This window comes from Legionella stuttgartensis (genome assembly GCF_977063405.2).
On sequence record NZ_CDRUHA020000011.1, the window covers coordinates 16926 to 34154 of the forward strand.

The following is a 17229-nucleotide window of genomic DNA, read 5'->3' on the forward strand; positions in this document are numbered from 1 at the left end:
AGGGATTTTTGATGCTATGGCATGTCCTTCTACTCGAAATTATTATTTCCTTAAATAACTACCGCCTAAGAAGCTTGTTAAACATACTGGGTATTAGTATAGGAATTTGTTCTGTTTTCCTTACCTTGAATATCAGTAATTATATCAATCACACTCTGGAAAAAGAACTGTCGCCAATTAGTCGCATGTTAATCATTACTCCTCAAACGACCAGAGTTAATGGGGTTAATACCACCTCCAGATACACTTCCCTGTTAACTGAGGAAGATGGCGATAAAATCAGCCAGCTCAACGGGGTGAATCATACTGCGCCACTGATTGTCGAGAAAACGCACGCTATATCGAGTTTCAGCAATATTGATACCATAGTGATGGGTTCCTCTCCTGATTATTTTCCGGTCATGAATTTAAATATTATTTATGGGGTGAGCTTTAGCCTGGATGATATTAAAAATCATCGGAAAATAGCCGTCATAGGCAGTACTATAAGGCAAAAACTCTTCCCGCAAGCTGATCCCTTAAGTCAGTTCGTTAAGCTAAATAATGTACCTTATCGTATCATTGGTGTCATTGAAACACAGGGGCAAAGTGTTGATGGCAAAGATAGGGATAATGTAATCGTCATCCCCATTTCGACCGCCCGAGAAAATTTTTTTAATAATTATCAGGCTAATAATGCAGTAGACTACATTATCTTATCGGTAAAAAACCCTGCAGAAATCAACAGTATATCGACTAAAATAGTTGATTTATTAACTAATAATCACCGCATAAAAGATAAAAATAAACTAGATTTTAAAGTGCTGGATAGAGTTAAAGAAGTAAACTCATTGCGTTTTATTTTCGCGACTATAGGCGGGGCGCTGATGCTCATTGGCATTGTATCTTTAGTGATAAGTGGTATTGGCATTTCGACCCTGATGCTGATGTCTGTTTCAGAGCGAAAAAGTGAAATTGGTTTACGCAAAGCAATAGGCGCCACTGATGAAAGTATTTTAATCCAAATTTTACTGGAAACTGCTTTTTTAGCGCTTATTGGAGGGGTATTTGGCAGTATACTGGGCGTTATTGCAGTCTATATTTTCAGTACTTATATTGCTATCAGTTTTATTAATTCTTATTTTTATTTATTACCTTGCTGCTTGGTCTCACTTTTTATTGGTTTAATATCGGGTGTTTTTCCTGCTTATAGAACCACCAAAATACAGCCAGTTACTGCATTAAATGAGCGTCATTAATAACGGTGATAAGAGATGGCTTCTCCAGAAAAAAATCGTTTTGAATTGATTGATATAGTAAGAGGTTTAGCCGTTTTCGGGATGATTATTTTTCATTTTTTTTTCGATCTCACTCTTTTTGGCTATGCCTCATTTCAAATAGGCAAGACCCTGGGCTGGATAGTATTTAATAACGTCATTTCCTCTTCATTTTTATTATTAGTGGGTTATTCCATGGGATTGGCTGATTTATCGCCAAAAAAATTTTTAAAACGAATTTTCAGGGTTGGAGTCTGCGCAGCACTACTCAGTGTTTCTACTTATTTTATTTATCCCAATTATTGGATTTACTTCGGTATACTGCATTGTATAGCCGTCTGTATGGTGATTACCTATCCCTTTGCTCGATACCCCAGGCACAGTTTAACCATGGGGATCTTACTGCTTATTCTTTTTGCTTTCATTTGGCATGATTGGGTGTATTGGTATCATGAGCATATGATCCATACGCTTGATTTTCAGCCCATTTTTCCTAATATTGCCTTTGTTTTTTTTGGCATCTATTTATCCAGCAAAAAACTTCATCTGTATTACCAGGTCAATTTCCCCGGGAAAACTGTTTTCGCCATGATGGGCAGACATGCATTAATCATCTACATGATTCACCAACCCCTCCTCTATTCTCTTTTTTATTTGGTTCAATAACTGGTGACTACAAGCGCTGCATGACACTGACTTCGATGGGGATAGCTTGTTTTTCATACAGAACATCAACTAATCGTGTTCCAGGCAAAAAGCGCTCAATAAGCATCCAACCTTCTTCATGATTTGCAGAAATCAAGCGAGTGGAACCTCTACCGTTAAAATACTTTAATGCATGAATTTCTCTCGAAAATTCATCATGGAGAATGCTGACTTTTAATACCCATTTTTCACCTTTTGAACCTAAAACTGGAAGCATGTAGTTGAAACTTAAATGATCAAACGGATCCAATAAAGTAAGCTCCTGTGTATGAGCAAGATGCCCAAGAAATCGAGACAACCGCTGCCACCATTGTTTTCCCTCATCACCATGCACTAACGATATAGTATTTTTAAGTTCATTCTCACCGTTCGCTTAAATTTATTTAGAGTTCAGACAATATCCATTTTACTCCCCCAAAGCGCTCTGTGCACTTCAAAACAAACCAATCAAAAAAAATTAATTTTGCTATTTTCAATAATCCCATCATAATCCGGGTATTTTTTATTGCCGGAAAAGATTTATCTACAATGACAAACGGACTTATCAGTACAGTTGAGCGGATCGACGATATACCTCTGTTGCTAGCGCAGATGGAAAAAATTCAATTGGCAACATTACTGGACAAACACTTCCCCATGCATGGGCATTGGAAAGGACTTGGTTTAGGTCATATTGTCCAAGTCTGGCTTGCCCATATACTTAGTGAAGGCGATCATCGTCTGAACCATGTTGAAAGCTGGGCTGACAGCTTACTGATAACACTTGAAAAATGTCTTGCAAGGCCAGTGCGATCTTTGGATTTCACTGACGATCGCCTCGCGATAGTGCTGGATTCCTTGGGCCATGATGATGATTTTGAGGCATTTGAGAGCAATCTTAATCAAGGCATCATACGCGTTTATGATTTAAGGGCAAAACGCGTTCGGGTTGATAGCACTAGTGCATCAGGTTATATGACGGTAATGGAGAATGGCCTTTTTCAATTTGGTCACAGTAAAGATCCTCGCCCGGATTTACCCCAGTTAAAAATAAATCAGTCTGCGTTAGATCCTTTAGGTATACCGCTCACGACTACCATTGTCAGTGGTGAAAAGGCCGATGATCCATTGTATATCACCGAGATACGCAAAGTACAAAACAGCTTGATTGAACATGGCGTTCTTTAGTGGGTGACAGCAAAATGGCTTCCCTTGCAACTCGTGCTTACGTAGCCAAAAGTGATGACTTTTATTTGTGTCCCTTATCTGCAGTTCAAATGCCTGAATCAGAACTGTCATTACTACTGGACAAAATATGGAATAACGAACAAGTCCTAACCAGTATTTATCGTCCGGCAGTTGGTGAAGGTGATAGTCCTGAACAAATTGCAGAAGGTTACGGTTATACAATCCACTTGGAATCAGATGAAGCCGGTGATAATTTTTCATGGGAGGAACAGCGGCTTGTGGTTCGCTCACTTAATCATGCAAGAAAACAAGAGCATACGCTACATGGACATATCAATGAAGGGCAGACAGCCATTGCCAAGCTTAATCAGCGAGGACGTGGCATCAAAATGCTCGATGAAAAAGAGTTGCATGCGGCAGTTGATGCTATTTTGAAAAAGCACAAGCTTCAAAACTTGTTGCAAATTGAGTATCGTAGAGAAGAAAAGAAAACCCTACACAAAGCAACTCGCAAACGCGAGGCTTATATCCTGGTTGAAACACGCATTACTGTCCACTCCACCCTGAATCAGGATGCTTTGGAAAAACAGGTGCGCCATTTAGGCTGGCGGGTTTATGCGTGCAATGACCCTGCATTAAGCATTGAGGAGGCAGTATTGGCCTATCGGCAAGAATATTTAATCGAACATGGATTTGCTCGTTACAAAGGAAAGACACTGGGTCTCACCCCGATATACCTGAGCTCGACAACACGCATCAAAGGACTTATTCGCTTGCTCAGTATTGGATTGCGGATACTGTGTCTTCTTGAATTTTCTGTCAGGGAGGCGCTACAACAAAAACAAGAGAAATTGTCCGGGATTTATAAAGGCAATCCAAAGCGTGCAACAGTCAGGCCAACAGCTGAAATGATGCTGAAGGTTTTTCGGGGCATTTCACTGGTCGCGTTGATCGTTAATGGCGTAAAACACCTTGAAATAACACCATTAACAACAGTTCAAAATAAAATATTAGTGCTCCTTGGCTTGTCACCAACTTGTTATACTACTCTTCACAAGGTACCTTGCGAATCACACAATAAATACAGTTACAAGGTTGCATCAGGTTGATATTATCTGACAGTCTATATTTGACTGAAGCAGTAAACGCTACCGAGGGTCAAAATGAAGCGTTGGAATGTAGCGGAAATGATGGGCAAATGATGGGCATTGGTAAGAAGCTTTTCGCAAAAATTCACAAGCAAAAATATCATGCCCATCATAACCATGAAATTCACTTTATGGCACGAGAAATCAATGACTGACTGCCGCAAGGTATTCAGTCCATTGTGGATGGCAGCTATAACCCTCGTTGTTTAAAACGTTATTATTTTTCTGATGAAGTAGTCGACCAGCTACACCCCTCCGATAGAATCCTTCAGCATATTTTGCTGAAACAATTGAAACCTACGTTTAAGTATGTAATGAATCCAAATTGCTACCATTTGGACGGGCCTACAGGCGTCAAGTATGCGACGCAACATATAAAACTAGTGCTGCGAGATGAAAAACCTAATTACGTATTACGCGCAGATATAAAATCTTTTTATGCTTCCATACCGCATTTTCAGTTGGTACAGGATGTCAAAAAATATTATTACGACCCCAAGTTGCATGTGATGCTTGAAAACATCATCACAAAGCCTATTGATACCCCCAGGGGATATAAAAATCCTTCACAGGGCATTGCGTTACGTGGACCACTATCCCAATTTTTTAGCGGTATTTATCTTAAGCCACTTGATGATGCACTAAGCAAAATGGACGTGCACTATCTCCGCTTTCAAGATGATATTCTTATTTTTGCAAAAACAAAACGCCAACTGAGCCGTTGCCGGCGGCGCATGATGGACGTATTACACGAAAGACGCTTAAGCCTCTCGCGCAAAAAATCACGCATGGGCTGCATCAGTGGTGGCTTTCATTTTCTCGGTATTAACTATCTTCCGACACGAACGGAAGGTAACACCAACATATCTCACATCAATGATGTTGCAATAACCACCACCAATAATGTTTATAATTTGAACGAAAATGGGGGGGGTGGTAAGACAAATTTTGAGCATCAAAGGTGTGAGCCGATACGCATGGTCCCTCATCCGAGAACCCTGTGTAAAGCGCGAGAGCAAGTTAAATATATGGTGATTGATGGGATTTCTTCCTGCCGAATCAGAAATTATCTTCATCGTTGGACTATGTGGTGGACAAACACTTCAACCACTTGGCAATACCAAGAACTTTTGCAGCACTTTATTAATGTGAGCTGGCACGGACAAGTGACCGGTTACGCGACCGCCTTATCTTGTCGACATCAGCTTAGATTATTACACACGGGCTCGGCTGATGAGTTGGGGAAAGGGTATAAGTTCCGCAAGTTTGAAGTTTTTGTTCGACATAAGTTTTCCAACAATACCGACCGCGTGCGCCACCGCCCCGCCAACGCCATCGGCGATGCGGCTGCCCCCCCAAATATATCGACTGAAAAATCTGCCCCCAACCCATCAATAGAATCATCAGAAGTGGTAACAGGAAATGACCCAGCCATCCCGGCCTCTCGAAGTGTATATGACCGACCCACAGCCTCTTTTCCGTCTATCACATAATAGAGCCCCTGCGCCATCACACACCTATCAATACCCGGTAAACGTCTCATTTCAAAACCGATTAAGTGCCTCCACACTAAACGAATCTTGTCATAATTATCATTGCTTGCCTTGTATAAATTGGCCCACTCACGGTCAAGTAGTTCGAAAGCATGTTGAGGACTCGCATAGTTATAATGCATGCCGGGTTTGGTAAGAACTTTAGGCGCCCAATCTTTGCGAAACTGGCTAAGTGCCTTACAAAGTTCATTGTCGCCGGTCATGTCTTTCTTGAGCAATGCCGCTACTTGCTCAGGCGTTGCTTTTTTAATCAATTCAATCAATGGTGATAAATCATAGGGTTTTTGTGTCAGCATGCCTTCAATATGCGGCTTATAACGTTCATATTGAGCTATTCTTTGCTGCTCACCTTGTTCTATTTTTGAAAAATATTCCTGTACTTGCTTGGCCAGCTCATAATCACCTGCACCCAATAAAAACTCATAAATGGTGACCCGTTTCCACTCATCTCCACCGGGTGTTGTCACATTGCTCGCTTGAAGCAATAAAGAGGGATTTTTATCGAGCATGGCAAGTAGCGCCTTAACATCTTCTTGTCGTGCATACGCTGCGTGATGTAAGGCCTTTGCAATATCGCTATTGGGGTTTTGGCCGAAATCACTTATTTCTCGAATTATTTCGAGGGGTAATTTAGAAAAAATGGTGTCATTGCGATTACGCAACTTGATTATGGTGTAAACTTCTTCGCGACTTAGCATGGATTTCAAACCTCGTTATGTTTCATGATTTATTGAACGTACTAATGAATTATGTTCATAATATAAACAGCTGGAGTTAAAGTCAATCAAAAAACAGGATGCGACGGGGGGAGTTGTGAATAACAAGTTGTTTTTACGTTAGTTATTGTAAAAAATAACAGGAATAGCATCAAGTGGCTAAACTCGAGGTGATACAAAGTGACTTGATGATTGATAGGCTTACTGATGAACTTAATTTAATTTAAGCGAACGGTGAGTTCATTGAGCGGATTAGTAGAGATGAGATACTTCCTTTTTATCGATTAGCCATAGATCATGTGCTACTTCTTTTGTTAAGCAAAGCATACCTCCTGCCTTTTGATAACAGGCGATTGCACTGCGATTCTTAATATCTGGAGTGACTAGCGCTGTATCAAGTTGCTGAAAAAATATTCTGCACAAATGGCTTTAATGCAACAATGTCAAGCCTTTGTCCCAAAATTGATTTTTCACCAAGATAGAAATCAATAAATGCATTTTTTTGAAAATCAAAAGCCTTATCGGTAGGGAAAAAAATCACAGGCATCATAATACTGGATGTATCCTATAGGCTATTCATCCAGCAGGATAATAAAAACAAAGATGAGTTTTTTCTTTCTATTCTCCATCCGTTCTGTCGAAAATTTTTCAAGAAATTAAGCGATGCCTTTTTAAAGACGCGGTTAGACCGCAAGCTCATAAAACTGCTCTCAGGCTGGAGTATCTTCTTGGATTTTCATCTGTACCTTTTTAATTATTCTATGTAATTCAATTCCTGCAATTTTTGCTTAGCCGCCTGAAATGATTTAAAACCAAGCTTATATTTCGTGATGTTTTTGATACCACGATGATCTTGCTCAACCATGTTGTTAAGATATTTTATCCGCCTTACCTCAATGAATAAAGGAAATAAATAATAAATTATTGATTCGTTCCAGTGCTGCAGTATTGGGGCTAGATATTATCAATATTAACCTTTTGTGCGAGACCACTAGATCGACTTTAACAAGAAAAGCTTTTTTATTTGAGGTTTCAAAGTAATGTTTAAAATCGATGCATTCAAAAATCCCTTTTCGGAACATGACCAACCCATATATCCAGTTCGATCATAAACATAATAACTTCCTAGATTTTGTACAATTGGATAATCACTTGTTGTTGGGGGGATTACTTCAATCTTGATTTTCAATTTAAGGCCGCTTATATAGTTCTTCTAAATCAACTTCTTTCTCCATACTTGCAATAGCACTTTGAGCTTTTGATTGAGTAAAAAATAAAATATCACTTGCACTAACTTTTTCATCTTTTTGATAGGCGTTTACTAAAGCTATTCCAGCTTTTATACCGATTGCTAAAAAGCCAAACCCCAAAGTGAAAATACCCAATGCAATGTTTGCTAGAATAGGTTTCCATAAGGCCTCATGGGTTTTCATAAGTTTATCTTTAGAATGAAGCAACGTTTTGAATTGGGCTTGAAACAGCTCTATTTCGTCTGTCTCTAATTTCCCTTGCGATATTTTTATCTTGATGTTGTCCAATTTGTTAGCTAAGTCACTAGAAAGTTGAGCCACAGTCTTTTTATCTGTTTCAGAGACTAGAGTCTCTCCATAATCTCGCATAATTTTTATCTTTCTATATAAATTATCAAAAGAAGTAGAGATAACCTCAACTATTTCGGAAATTATAGGAGGAGGTGAAAGGGGCTCCTGTTCTTTGTGTTCTATTTTTAACTTAAGAAACTCATCAACCTGAAAAGCAGTCTTCAACATCTCTTTTAGCTCAGGATTTTGAATTTCCCTATCCAAAAACTCACCCAAATCAACAAAAATTTGGCCTTCGGAAAAAACAGCAACGTCATCATTAATGCCTTCTTGAATTTGTTTGGCGGTATGTCCTGGCGAATCTTTCCAATTACCTATAGCTGAAAGGCCTGAGCCTCGTTTAACTGCAAACTCGAAGGGAACTTTTATGAATAAAGCTTTATAAAGTTCGTCAGAGCCTGCAGGAGATTGCACAGAAAGTTTTTTTCCATATGCACCTGATCCCGAACTTATGGTTATTCCTAAGGCATGATGTCTAATTTCAAATTCATTCAAAAATAAGCCAACATTATCAGCCTTAATTTGCTCTCTAGTTAATTGCTTACCGTTATTTCCTGTCACGGTCATTTTTCCAGGAACTTTAGCTAGAAGACTAGCAAAATTGAACGCACCAATAAGAAAATAGTGGCATTTTCCTCCTCCTAATACATGCTCATATTTCTGAGTTTGATTTATGGATATGGATGGAGAAAGCATACTTAGTTGTAAAAGAGGCCACCCAGTTTTAGAATTACGAGGCACCGTTGGAATTTTATCATTTCCTTTTTTCTGCTCGTTGTAAGAACTTAAAATATACTCTTGAGATGCTTCTGATAAAAAAGTGACTGGTGGCACGTTACTTTCTCCTGTGTTTAATTAATTGTCATCCTAATATGTAAATATTAAGGAAATATTAATCTGTGAGTTCACTTAAATGTATTTTGAGTTCAAAAAACTCATTCGCGCCTCAAGTGGTTCTTGTCGTATAAAAATAAATCAATAGCAGAATTGGTTTTGCTATTTTCTATATTTGACTCAGGCAGTAGAGACCAACGTTGTTTTGTTCTCATCGATTTTTTGGTTATATCTTTCATCGTAGATTAGTTAGAAGTCGAGACCGCAAGATGTTTGTGAGCTACGAAGAATATTGTTCCTATCACCAATGTAAGCCAGGGTTAATCCGTCCAGGGCACCATAAGTTTCTTTCGGACTTAATAATTCTTTGTTTCTTCAAAATGCTCTTTAAGCTAAGGGATCATGACTGACTTATCTAGACCACCTGAATAAGGAAGGGCGATTTTTTAATGGATTTTTTCATGAATTACTCCTGGTAATATTGTTTTAGATAGGACGGAAGGGCATTCAAATCAGTTAATAGAATATCTATTAGTACTTGTCATGATTTAAGAAGTACCACTTAACCATTTTGATTGTAATTTTGCAATCTTACCTTTAGCTTCAAGGTTTTTGCTTACGAGCCGTTACACCGGTTAGTTCGAAGACAGCAATAACATGTTGTTTTTAAATATAAATCCATCTTGATTTTCCTATTTATAATCAGTTAAATTTAATTTGATAGAAACCGATATCGCAGGTTTTAGTATTGAGGCGTAGAGATGCAATCAAAAAAAGATGATAAACAGACTAAATATGAATTTGGTGTTTGTGTAAAAGAAACCAATAATGAAAATGGATCAGGTCATGTATCTGCATTTACGCGCAAAACAAAAGAAGGTAAGAGTACAGTTACTCATACTAGTTTTTTTCCGAGTGCTCTTGGAGGTATTCTTCAGCGTTTTAGTCTTGGTTCTATTCCAACATCTGGAGAGCTTGCTAAAGACCATATTGAAGATTTAACTGAAGCCAATAAGGTGTAGTCTAGAGAAATTACTGAACAACAGTATAAAAACATGAAAAAAGCACAAATAGATTTAAGTATTGGGGTAGACAATCGGGAAATTACCTACGCTGCCTTTGGAACTATAAATCCTATTGCAAACTTGGTCCCAAGTTTCTTAAAAGGTGGATAGGTGCTAATAAAATTGTTGAACAACATAAGAAAGAAAGTGGGTCTTTACCGCCGGAAGATCATTGTGGCATACATGGGTTTTTATTTGGAAGATGACAGTTAAGTCTCCTGGGCATGCTGCGGTACAAATAGGGGGCTCCAAGCCCAAAATGAAAGCAGGCGACCCCGGGGAATACGGAAGCCTACATCCAGATAAAATCCCTTCCATGGGATTAACATCGGTTTTACTTTTGTCAGCACACCTTGCTAGTAATTTAACTGAAGACATGGAGTCTTTAGGTGAGGCAAAGAGTACAACTAATATTAACGATATGGATTTTCTGCCACAATCAACCACCTATCAAAGCTCAAAACCATTAACCCCTGATGAAATCCATCATTTTAAAAATCTTGACAACATCAAGATGAGCAAGAAAATGGACAAAGTACGTAAAGAAGTAAGCTCTGGTGTAATGAGCTATCAATTGTTTCCAAATGTCAACCTGCTCAACTTTTTTAAAGATAGCGCATCATTCATAGCTCAAGATCCTATCGATATAGAAATGAGTCGTAGAGCAAAGAAAAATGCTCCAAATAATTCATCAGCACATAACTGCACTTCTCTTGTTAGTGATATTTTAAAGGAAGGCGGGTTAGACATTAATAATTCTAAATACTTACCATGGTCGATTACTCCAGATGGCTTGTCAGATGAACTAAGCAGTGTTGGCAAAAAACCTTAATTCTATCATTTTTTCATGAAGTATCAGGCTCTACGACCGATAAAGCCTGACTGAAAGGAGGTTATTTTTCCTCAACTGAGTTAACAACGCAGAGTTCTCTAATACTGAAATCGCTTCAACTAAATACTTCTCAATTAGTGCGGTAAATAAACTCCGCGATAAAGGATTGTAGTAGTCTTAATTGTGCTTTGATTTTTCTTCCTTTAGGCATGCTTCATAAGCGGTGTGGCCTTCTTCGTCCTTAAGACTAGTATCAGCACCAAGATCGATTAATCTTTTTACTGTTTTAGCAACACCTTTTTCAGCGGCAACATGAAGCGCTGTTTTCTTACAATTGTCAACAGCATTTAAATTAGCATGCTCTTTGGTCAAAAAATCAAAAGCTATTATGTAACCACGGTTAGTAGCAATATGTACTGCCGTTTTCCCTTCGATATAGGTAAATGACCTGCGGATGCAGCAAAATAAATTAGAGAATTTGGCGAAATATCCATTTCCTCATTTTCAAAAAAAGTTTCATAATGTCTGGTTGACTCGATGAAATAAAAGCTCTAATAGCTAAGAGAGTTTGATTTTTCTCTATGTGGCTCATGAAGTTCTGTTTTTTCTAGAAGTCTTTGCTCACTGCTGTTTTCGACTTTTTCTAATTGCTGCTCATCTTCTGGCTTTTGAAAATAATTGTTAGTAGAGTTGAAAAAAAGTTAATTTTATTTCTCAAAAATAATTACTCCTATAAGGTTAATTTATCATCATAAGTGTAAAAATACTTCTATGATTGTCTCAAACTATCTGTTTAGTAGATGCTTTTATAAGCTAAAACTGAGACTGGGATTGGTTGACATTTTGTTGCAATGAGAGTCAATGTAATCAATGCATGCATTTAATTGCTTACTACGCCCTTGTAATGCTTTTAAAGAACTCACTGCATCCACTATTATCTGGTCTCTTTCATCTTCAGTTGTTTCTTTTACTGTTGCAGATTTTACCTTTGAAAGAATTTTTTTTACTGCTCTCGCTTCACCACCAAATAAACTACTTATAGTAAAAATATGATTGACAAAATCTTGAAGTATTTTCTTTGTGAGAAGCAATGGATCTATATTTGAATTTGTTTGACGAATTTTTTCACAACAAAGATAGCTTTCTGTTTCTGAATTCCCTTCATTTTTTGAAATGCTTATTGCGTTATTAATATAATGAATGTTGGTTTTATTTTGTTCATCTAAATTACAAAGTAATCGCACAATTTCAAGAGTTCCTTTTCTTGCCGCAACTTGCAGTATTTCCCCAGCAGTTTTTTTGTCGGGTTGTTGAAAACTGGAAAGTGACTTAAAAACCTCCCATTGACCATCCGAAGCTGCCGTAATTAATGCAAAATTCATTGCTTTCTGAGATGGTTTGTCTTGTTGATCTTGCACGAAATAATTCAAAACCTTTATCCACTCTCTTTCAATGGTTAAAGCTTCAAATTTCTTATCGATACGTTTTTTGGGAACATTTGCTAATTGTTCTAATGCATTCTCGGATAAGCTTTTATCGGGCATTGTAGCAGGGGCTTGTATTCTAGCAATCGCTTCAACTGCACTCCATGCTATGGAGGATTGTTTTCTGATACCTTCATCTTCATAACTCTCCGCCACAGTTAATGCAATTTCAAGAGCCGTATTGATTATTTCTTTCCTTGGTTGATGCGCTGGTGCAGCTAAGTTGCATAGAGCTATAACAAATTCCCAATTGTTGGTAGCAGCCGCGTGGTTTATGGCGTAGGTAAATACTTTCTCTACTAACTTGTTACTTGGTTTATGCCCAGACTGACTTAAACCACATAATACCAAAACTAATTTCCATCTTTTCTCAGCCTCTTGCGAAGAAACTCGAGATGCCGAATAGATCGCTGTCTCTATAGCTTTATCAATCGCAATTGGCCGGATATAACTCATCTCCAGTGCTGATTTTACAAATTTACTGCTATTGACAGTTTGAACGAGTCCTTTAGAAGCTTTATCAATGAGTTCTAATTCTTTATTGGTAAATATAGGCATAAGGGAATTTTGTCTTTATAAAAATCAATTTGATTTTATTATATGATGCCTTGACTAAAAATGATATATTTTCTTACTAATCCCAAGCTATAAGCCGAGTTTTTTTGTATAGCCGTGTGGACAAGCAAGATCAATTAAATTCTGACTAAAACAGCTTATTAGGATGACTCTAAGTATTCGATTGAACTTACAAACTATTCTTGACTTGGTTGGTCAACGAGTCAAACTCATCTCACACTTTGTGATCAGCTATATTTAAGCCTTAATATTCAAATTTCTTTTCAATACTTTCGATATTGTTGTCTTTGGATTCATCTGTTTTTTTAAAAAAAGTTGTTTCCTTTTGCTCTTTAGACGAAAAAATTGCTGGATTTTTGAAATGTAGTTTTGGTGTAACCTTAATATTTGCTTCTTGGAATATGCTAGCTACCTCATTAATTGTATTTTCTATTTGGAGTCGAATATCTGCCGATACTTCATCATAACGACCAAATCTACCAGATCGATTATCTATAATCCACTCTCCGTTAATACACTTTAATTCTCCACCTAAATGAGCCAAGCCAACTTTAACTTGACCATCACTATTAAACTCAGCCGCCAACGTTGGATGTCCGAAGCCATGGTGAGCTTTAATCCCCTCTATCAGTCCTTGTAACTGAGCACAGATACTATTCCATATTTTCTTTTCTTGTTCATTTTTCATATCAACATTGAAAATCTCTGGATACTGCCATGGGTATTCAATACCGATAACAAGTTCTTTCTGTGAATTATAAGACCATAAGTAAACTATATCCTCCCTGAGAACAACCCTGTCTCCTGATTTGATTCTAAAATAGCCCGGGTTAAGCCTATCTTTTTCGGTATCTTTGACTCTATGAGGAGCTATCGGTTCCGTAATATCTGCTTTTCGTCTTGACATAATTTGCTCGAATAACCTATATGGTTATGTCTAATTATAGCACATACGCTTGTAATTGGATCAAATAAAGATCGATATGATGATACTGTGATCATCTGTATTGAATTGCGACTCTGTGTCTCTAAAATAAATGGCTATCATAATATAAAATGAACAAAAAGACTGTATTTTATTCGAACTGAATATGATGGGAATCATCGAGGAAGAACCTAAAACTATATTAACACAGGAAAGCTTTTAGAAGACTTTTGTAATATGTATAAAAAGAGAAGGATACCCATCTGGATCTGGAGTTATTAAAAGCAACGATAAAACAGATGAGTTGCATAGTTTAATAGCTCATGATCACCTCGTTTGTCACCATAAGCATAAATGATGCTGTGATTCCGCATTATGCATCTATCCATAAAGAACTGACATCAGAGAGACGTGCGAAAAAGCAGGTGATTGATAAAGAAATTAAAAATCTAGATAATATAATTAAAAAAGCTGATCCTCTTGCTAAATCAAGGCTGGTTAATGCAAGAGAGGCTTTAGTTGAAGCTAGGGAAAAAATCAAAAGTGATAGGAAAATGGAGACTGATTCACAATATGCTAATGGCCATAATTCAGAATGGAGTACATTGCATAATCGATCAGGTAATAGCGCGCAGACTTTCTTTAGAGAGTTTGTTCAAAGAACAGAAGAAGATCATGCTGTAAAAAGTGCATTAGAAATAAATTAGAATCATTCTGCTATCATCCCCGCTGCACAGACGGGGATTTTTTTATTTCTGAATAACGGCATAAGCCGATGGCAATGGCTCATTACTCAACATTGTCAGAAAAGAACCTTAACCTTACTTCAAAATAAAAATTATAATTGAATGATAGTTATTTTAGGCTAATCCTCAACGGTCATCATTTTAGTAGAACATTTTTATTTTTATTAAGATAAACTGTGAAAAGAAAACAGAGTTAACGGTGACTCTCATACTGGATAAGCTAGCTCTTTTATCTGATGAGGGAATATTACTGGTAATGAGTATTTTGTCAAAAGAACAATACTTCAATAAAACATTTGAGCAACTCTTGTTGTATGCTATTGCTCAAATTATCACGGAACAAGATCAAAAAGGCCCCCAACTATTTTTTCAACTTAGCTATATACGATTTTCTTAGAAATAAAACAAAATTACTTGTTCTTCTGATGAATGCTCAACCAAGCAAAGAGAAATTATCTCAATGCAAGCTTTTTACTCGTTTTATTGAAAAAGAACAAATCCTTATTGAGGAGACTGGTAAAGAGAAAAGTCAATTATCCCCAGCTAACCTTGGCCTGTTTGCTGAGAATAGAAATTCACTCTCATCATATTCCTTTTTAGGTGCAAACAATGAGAAGTAGTGAAGTAACTTTGTTCGATCTAAAGTATTATCGACTCGAATGTCAGAATAACTAGCGTATTCCTCTATTTCCAGATCAGTACTTTCTCCAATAGATAACGACTTATCAAATTTACGGTGCATGTCGTTACAGATCGCTAGCAAATTATAAATCGTTTTACTATCTGACTTTAATGCAGATTCTTCAATTTCACCCAAATACTCTTGGCCATATTGAGCTAGATCTTGCATACCCCTATTTTCTTCAATTCTTTTATAGCCCCCATGAATTAAAGTAGCAATTCCTCGCGTAATTGGTTTAATAGCCCATGCGAAAGGAAAAGTTACTAATTCAATAAGTCCTCTAAATACAGTAAATAATCCATCTGCAATTAATTTAGGACTAAGGGATAACATGCCTCCAAATATTTTTTCTAAACCAACGAGGCTATTTCCGATGCCAACTAATGGTTGTTTATAATCTTGCAAAATATGTGCGCTGCTTTTATAAGGTTTTAGATAATCAATTAAAATTTTAGCAATTTTCTTTGCGGTATGTTTTAAAGGAACATAAGATAACTCACCAAATTTAACCGGATCGTATTCGCGATGAGGGAAAGCCCGCCAGTCTGGATGGTTGTTTGTTGCCAAGGGATCTCTAGTAAAGTGATTAAAATAATTTGTAATTTCTGGTAAATAATCTTCATCATATTCTGCTACTGAGGTAGTTTTAATACTCTGTACCGCTTCCATTGCCCGCATAAAGGTTCTTATTTGCCAAAAGCTATATTGACCTACTTCCTTGATTTTTTTAGGTGAAAAATCTTTCAAGAACCAGTTTTGGTATTCTTTCAGTTTTGCATCCATTTGTTCTTTATATTTAAATGCATCTTGAATAGGACCAGCCATTGCAGATAAGAATCGTGCACTTGCTTCAAGTCCAGCATTTAAACCTTTAAAATATGAGAGGCCTAGAGCAGCATCTCCTTCAAGAACAACGTGTGCACCATCATGTAGTGTAACTACTTCTTTTGCATGAGTAGCTGGGGCTTCATTTACACTGATACGGATTGATTTAGGATCAATTTTTTGTCCGGCTTTCTCAGTATCATGGATTTTATAACTAATATATTTAGTAATGAATGATTTCAGACGAGGAGGTAGCTTTGGTGCATCTTCTGGAGTTTCGTCACTAAAAAGCCTTAAGGGTTTTTTGGAGGTTAATTTTTGCAATGCAAGAAAATCTTCTTTTGAAATCATCATTTGCATTGTTACTGGGGTTTTACCTTGATCAAAATGACCTACATATTCATTAGCAATTAGACCCTTGCGCGCCATTTGCTGATAAAATTCTTGTGTTTTAATGCCTAATGCTTTTTCTTCACCATCAATTTCAAAACGTAATTGTAACACAAAGTCAAATTCATGCTTGACCTGATTCTCCTCCGGGAATAATATTTGGTTCACTACACTATGTGTCCCGTCAGCTCCTATGATGAGTTTTGTGTGAGGGTATTCATCTGCTAGGATTTGTTTTAATGTTTCTTTGGTAACTTCATGTTCGATTAGAATGTCTACGCCACTGTTCCTCGCTAATTTAGTGAAAATTTTTTGAAGGGTATTTGTGCGAATATGGGGATCTTTTTGAAGTTGTGATAGCAGCGATACCATATCCGGATCCATCTCACTGTGGGTTGCTTTCATTATGGCTTCTAATTGTTTTGCCTGCATCACCAAGGTATGGCTTCTTTGATATTCTGCATATTTTTCAAGCACAACAATTTTCAGATTAGGATTAAGTTGCTTCATTCCCCAGGCATTGATAAGACCAATTGGACCTGCCCCAACGACTAAAACATCTGTATCTAATGCCATAATATAACATCCAAAAATTAGATAAAATATGATCAATAGTATCATTATATGAACAAAAAGACAACTCAAATATGGTTTTAGACCTGAGTATGCATATCAAGCTGCACTTGCTTGATATAAGAGTCGGATTCTTCTCATTTAAATAACGA

The 17229-nt window shown here is 37.2% G+C and carries 16 protein-coding genes and 1 pseudogene; 9 read left to right on the forward strand and 8 right to left on the reverse strand.

Annotated features, from left to right (window positions below):
• The first annotated feature begins 11 nt into the window (after positions 1-11).
• The gene (locus tag ACWTEW_RS02300) at positions 12-1238 is read left to right on the forward strand and encodes an ABC transporter permease (RefSeq protein WP_019234660.1); all 1227 of its coding nucleotides are present in this window, start codon (positions 12-14) and stop codon (positions 1236-1238) included.
• A gap of 15 nt (positions 1239-1253) precedes the next feature.
• Positions 1254-1922 (forward strand): heparan-alpha-glucosaminide N-acetyltransferase, encoded by a 669-nt coding sequence (locus ACWTEW_RS02305; RefSeq protein WP_028378571.1) that lies wholly within the window; start codon positions 1254-1256, stop codon positions 1920-1922.
• 7 nt (positions 1923-1929) lie between these two features.
• Here ACWTEW_RS02305 and ACWTEW_RS02310 read toward each other — a convergent pair whose 3' ends face one another.
• The gene (locus ACWTEW_RS02310; RefSeq protein ID WP_229309755.1) at positions 1930-2259 is read right to left on the reverse strand and encodes an aminoglycoside phosphotransferase family protein; all 330 of its coding nucleotides are present in this window, start codon (positions 2257-2259) and stop codon (positions 1930-1932) included.
• 230 nt (positions 2260-2489) lie between these two features.
• On the opposite strand from ACWTEW_RS02310, the gene ACWTEW_RS02315 reads away from it, so the two are divergent.
• From ACWTEW_RS02315 to ACWTEW_RS02325, 3 genes and pseudogenes are all read left to right on the forward strand, one after another.
• A complete protein-coding gene (locus tag ACWTEW_RS02315; protein WP_197697699.1) occupies positions 2490-3128 on the forward strand; it encodes an IS1634 family transposase in 639 nt (212 codons plus the stop codon).
• Between the two features lie 14 nt (positions 3129-3142).
• Positions 3143-4237, forward strand: a complete 1095-nt coding sequence (locus tag ACWTEW_RS02320) for an IS1634 family transposase (RefSeq protein WP_201785600.1) — start codon at positions 3143-3145, stop codon at positions 4235-4237.
• Positions 4238-4455: 218 nt separating this feature from the next.
• A pseudogene (locus ACWTEW_RS02325) lies at positions 4456-5046 on the forward strand (reverse transcriptase domain-containing protein); the annotation flags it as partial.
• Between the two features lie 431 nt (positions 5047-5477).
• On the opposite strand, the gene ACWTEW_RS02330 reads toward ACWTEW_RS02325, so the two are convergent.
• The 3 genes from ACWTEW_RS02330 to ACWTEW_RS02340 all read right to left on the reverse strand — a co-directional run bounded on the left by ACWTEW_RS02330 (position 5478) and on the right by ACWTEW_RS02340 (position 8707).
• On the reverse strand, positions 5478-6527 hold the full coding sequence (locus ACWTEW_RS02330) for a hypothetical protein (RefSeq protein ID WP_028378570.1): 1050 nt from the start codon (positions 6525-6527) through the stop codon (positions 5478-5480).
• A gap of 412 nt (positions 6528-6939) precedes the next feature.
• Positions 6940-7095 (reverse strand): hypothetical protein, encoded by a 156-nt coding sequence (locus ACWTEW_RS02335; protein WP_019234665.1) that lies wholly within the window; start codon positions 7093-7095, stop codon positions 6940-6942.
• A 640-nt stretch (positions 7096-7735) separates the two neighbouring features.
• Positions 7736-8707 carry a hypothetical protein gene (locus ACWTEW_RS02340; protein ID WP_205882908.1) on the reverse strand — a complete coding sequence of 324 codons (972 nt, stop codon included), beginning with the start codon at positions 8705-8707 and terminating at the stop codon, positions 7736-7738.
• Between the two features lie 1034 nt (positions 8708-9741).
• On the opposite strand from ACWTEW_RS02340, the gene ACWTEW_RS02345 reads away from it, so the two are divergent.
• On the forward strand, positions 9742-10002 hold the full coding sequence (locus ACWTEW_RS02345) for a hypothetical protein (RefSeq protein ID WP_050598486.1): 261 nt from the start codon (positions 9742-9744) through the stop codon (positions 10000-10002).
• A 301-nt stretch (positions 10003-10303) separates the two neighbouring features.
• The gene (locus tag ACWTEW_RS02350; RefSeq protein ID WP_205882909.1) at positions 10304-10876 is read left to right on the forward strand and encodes a hypothetical protein; all 573 of its coding nucleotides are present in this window, start codon (positions 10304-10306) and stop codon (positions 10874-10876) included.
• A 177-nt stretch (positions 10877-11053) separates the two neighbouring features.
• Here ACWTEW_RS02350 and ACWTEW_RS02355 read toward each other — a convergent pair whose 3' ends face one another.
• The 3 genes from ACWTEW_RS02355 to ACWTEW_RS02365 form a co-directional block, all read right to left on the reverse strand.
• Positions 11054-11332 (reverse strand): ankyrin repeat domain-containing protein, encoded by a 279-nt coding sequence (locus tag ACWTEW_RS02355; RefSeq protein WP_080274359.1) that lies wholly within the window; start codon positions 11330-11332, stop codon positions 11054-11056.
• Between the two features lie 350 nt (positions 11333-11682).
• A complete protein-coding gene (locus ACWTEW_RS02360; protein ID WP_028378567.1) occupies positions 11683-12918 on the reverse strand; it encodes an ankyrin repeat domain-containing protein in 1236 nt (411 codons plus the stop codon).
• Between the two features lie 262 nt (positions 12919-13180).
• Complete coding sequence (locus tag ACWTEW_RS02365; protein ID WP_019234669.1) at positions 13181-13843, reverse strand: hypothetical protein; 663 nt, start codon at positions 13841-13843, stop codon at positions 13181-13183.
• Positions 13844-14184: 341 nt separating this feature from the next.
• Between ACWTEW_RS02365 and ACWTEW_RS02370 the strand changes: the two genes are divergently transcribed.
• Both ACWTEW_RS02370 and ACWTEW_RS02375 read left to right on the forward strand, forming a co-directional pair.
• Positions 14185-14568 (forward strand): hypothetical protein, encoded by a 384-nt coding sequence (locus tag ACWTEW_RS02370; RefSeq protein WP_019234670.1) that lies wholly within the window; start codon positions 14185-14187, stop codon positions 14566-14568.
• Positions 14569-14806: 238 nt separating this feature from the next.
• Entirely contained in the window at positions 14807-15004 is a 198-nt protein-coding gene (locus ACWTEW_RS02375) for a hypothetical protein (protein ID WP_028378566.1), read from the forward strand.
• Between the two features lie 132 nt (positions 15005-15136).
• Here the strand turns inward: ACWTEW_RS02375 and ACWTEW_RS02380 are convergent, their stop codons facing one another.
• Positions 15137-17080: an FAD-dependent oxidoreductase gene (locus tag ACWTEW_RS02380; protein ID WP_028378565.1), complete on the reverse strand. Its 1944-nt coding sequence runs from the start codon at positions 17078-17080 to the stop codon at positions 15137-15139.
• Positions 17081-17229 lie beyond the last annotated feature (149 nt).

Coding starts and splice junctions, on each gene's coding strand:
- ACWTEW_RS02365 (WP_019234669.1), bottom strand. CDS start 13,843: ATGTCAAGACGAAAAGCAGATATTACGGAACCGATAGCTCCTCATAGA.
- ACWTEW_RS02360 (WP_028378567.1), bottom strand. CDS start 12,918: ATGCCTATATTTACCAATAAAGAATTAGAACTCATTGATAAAGCTTCT.
- ACWTEW_RS02315 (WP_197697699.1), top strand. CDS start 2,490: ATGACAAACGGACTTATCAGTACAGTTGAGCGGATCGACGATATACCT.
- ACWTEW_RS02345 (WP_050598486.1), top strand. CDS start 9,742: ATGCAATCAAAAAAAGATGATAAACAGACTAAATATGAATTTGGTGTT.
- ACWTEW_RS02300 (WP_019234660.1), top strand. CDS start 12: ATGCTATGGCATGTCCTTCTACTCGAAATTATTATTTCCTTAAATAAC.
- ACWTEW_RS02330 (WP_028378570.1), bottom strand. CDS start 6,527: ATGCTAAGTCGCGAAGAAGTTTACACCATAATCAAGTTGCGTAATCGC.
- ACWTEW_RS02370 (WP_019234670.1), top strand. CDS start 14,185: ATGATCACCTCGTTTGTCACCATAAGCATAAATGATGCTGTGATTCCG.
- ACWTEW_RS02380 (WP_028378565.1), bottom strand. CDS start 17,080: ATGGCATTAGATACAGATGTTTTAGTCGTTGGGGCAGGTCCAATTGGT.
- ACWTEW_RS02305 (WP_028378571.1), top strand. CDS start 1,254: ATGGCTTCTCCAGAAAAAAATCGTTTTGAATTGATTGATATAGTAAGA.
- ACWTEW_RS02350 (WP_205882909.1), top strand. CDS start 10,304: ATGAAAGCAGGCGACCCCGGGGAATACGGAAGCCTACATCCAGATAAA.
- ACWTEW_RS02320 (WP_201785600.1), top strand. CDS start 3,143: ATGGCTTCCCTTGCAACTCGTGCTTACGTAGCCAAAAGTGATGACTTT.
- ACWTEW_RS02335 (WP_019234665.1), bottom strand. CDS start 7,095: ATGATGCCTGTGATTTTTTTCCCTACCGATAAGGCTTTTGATTTTCAA.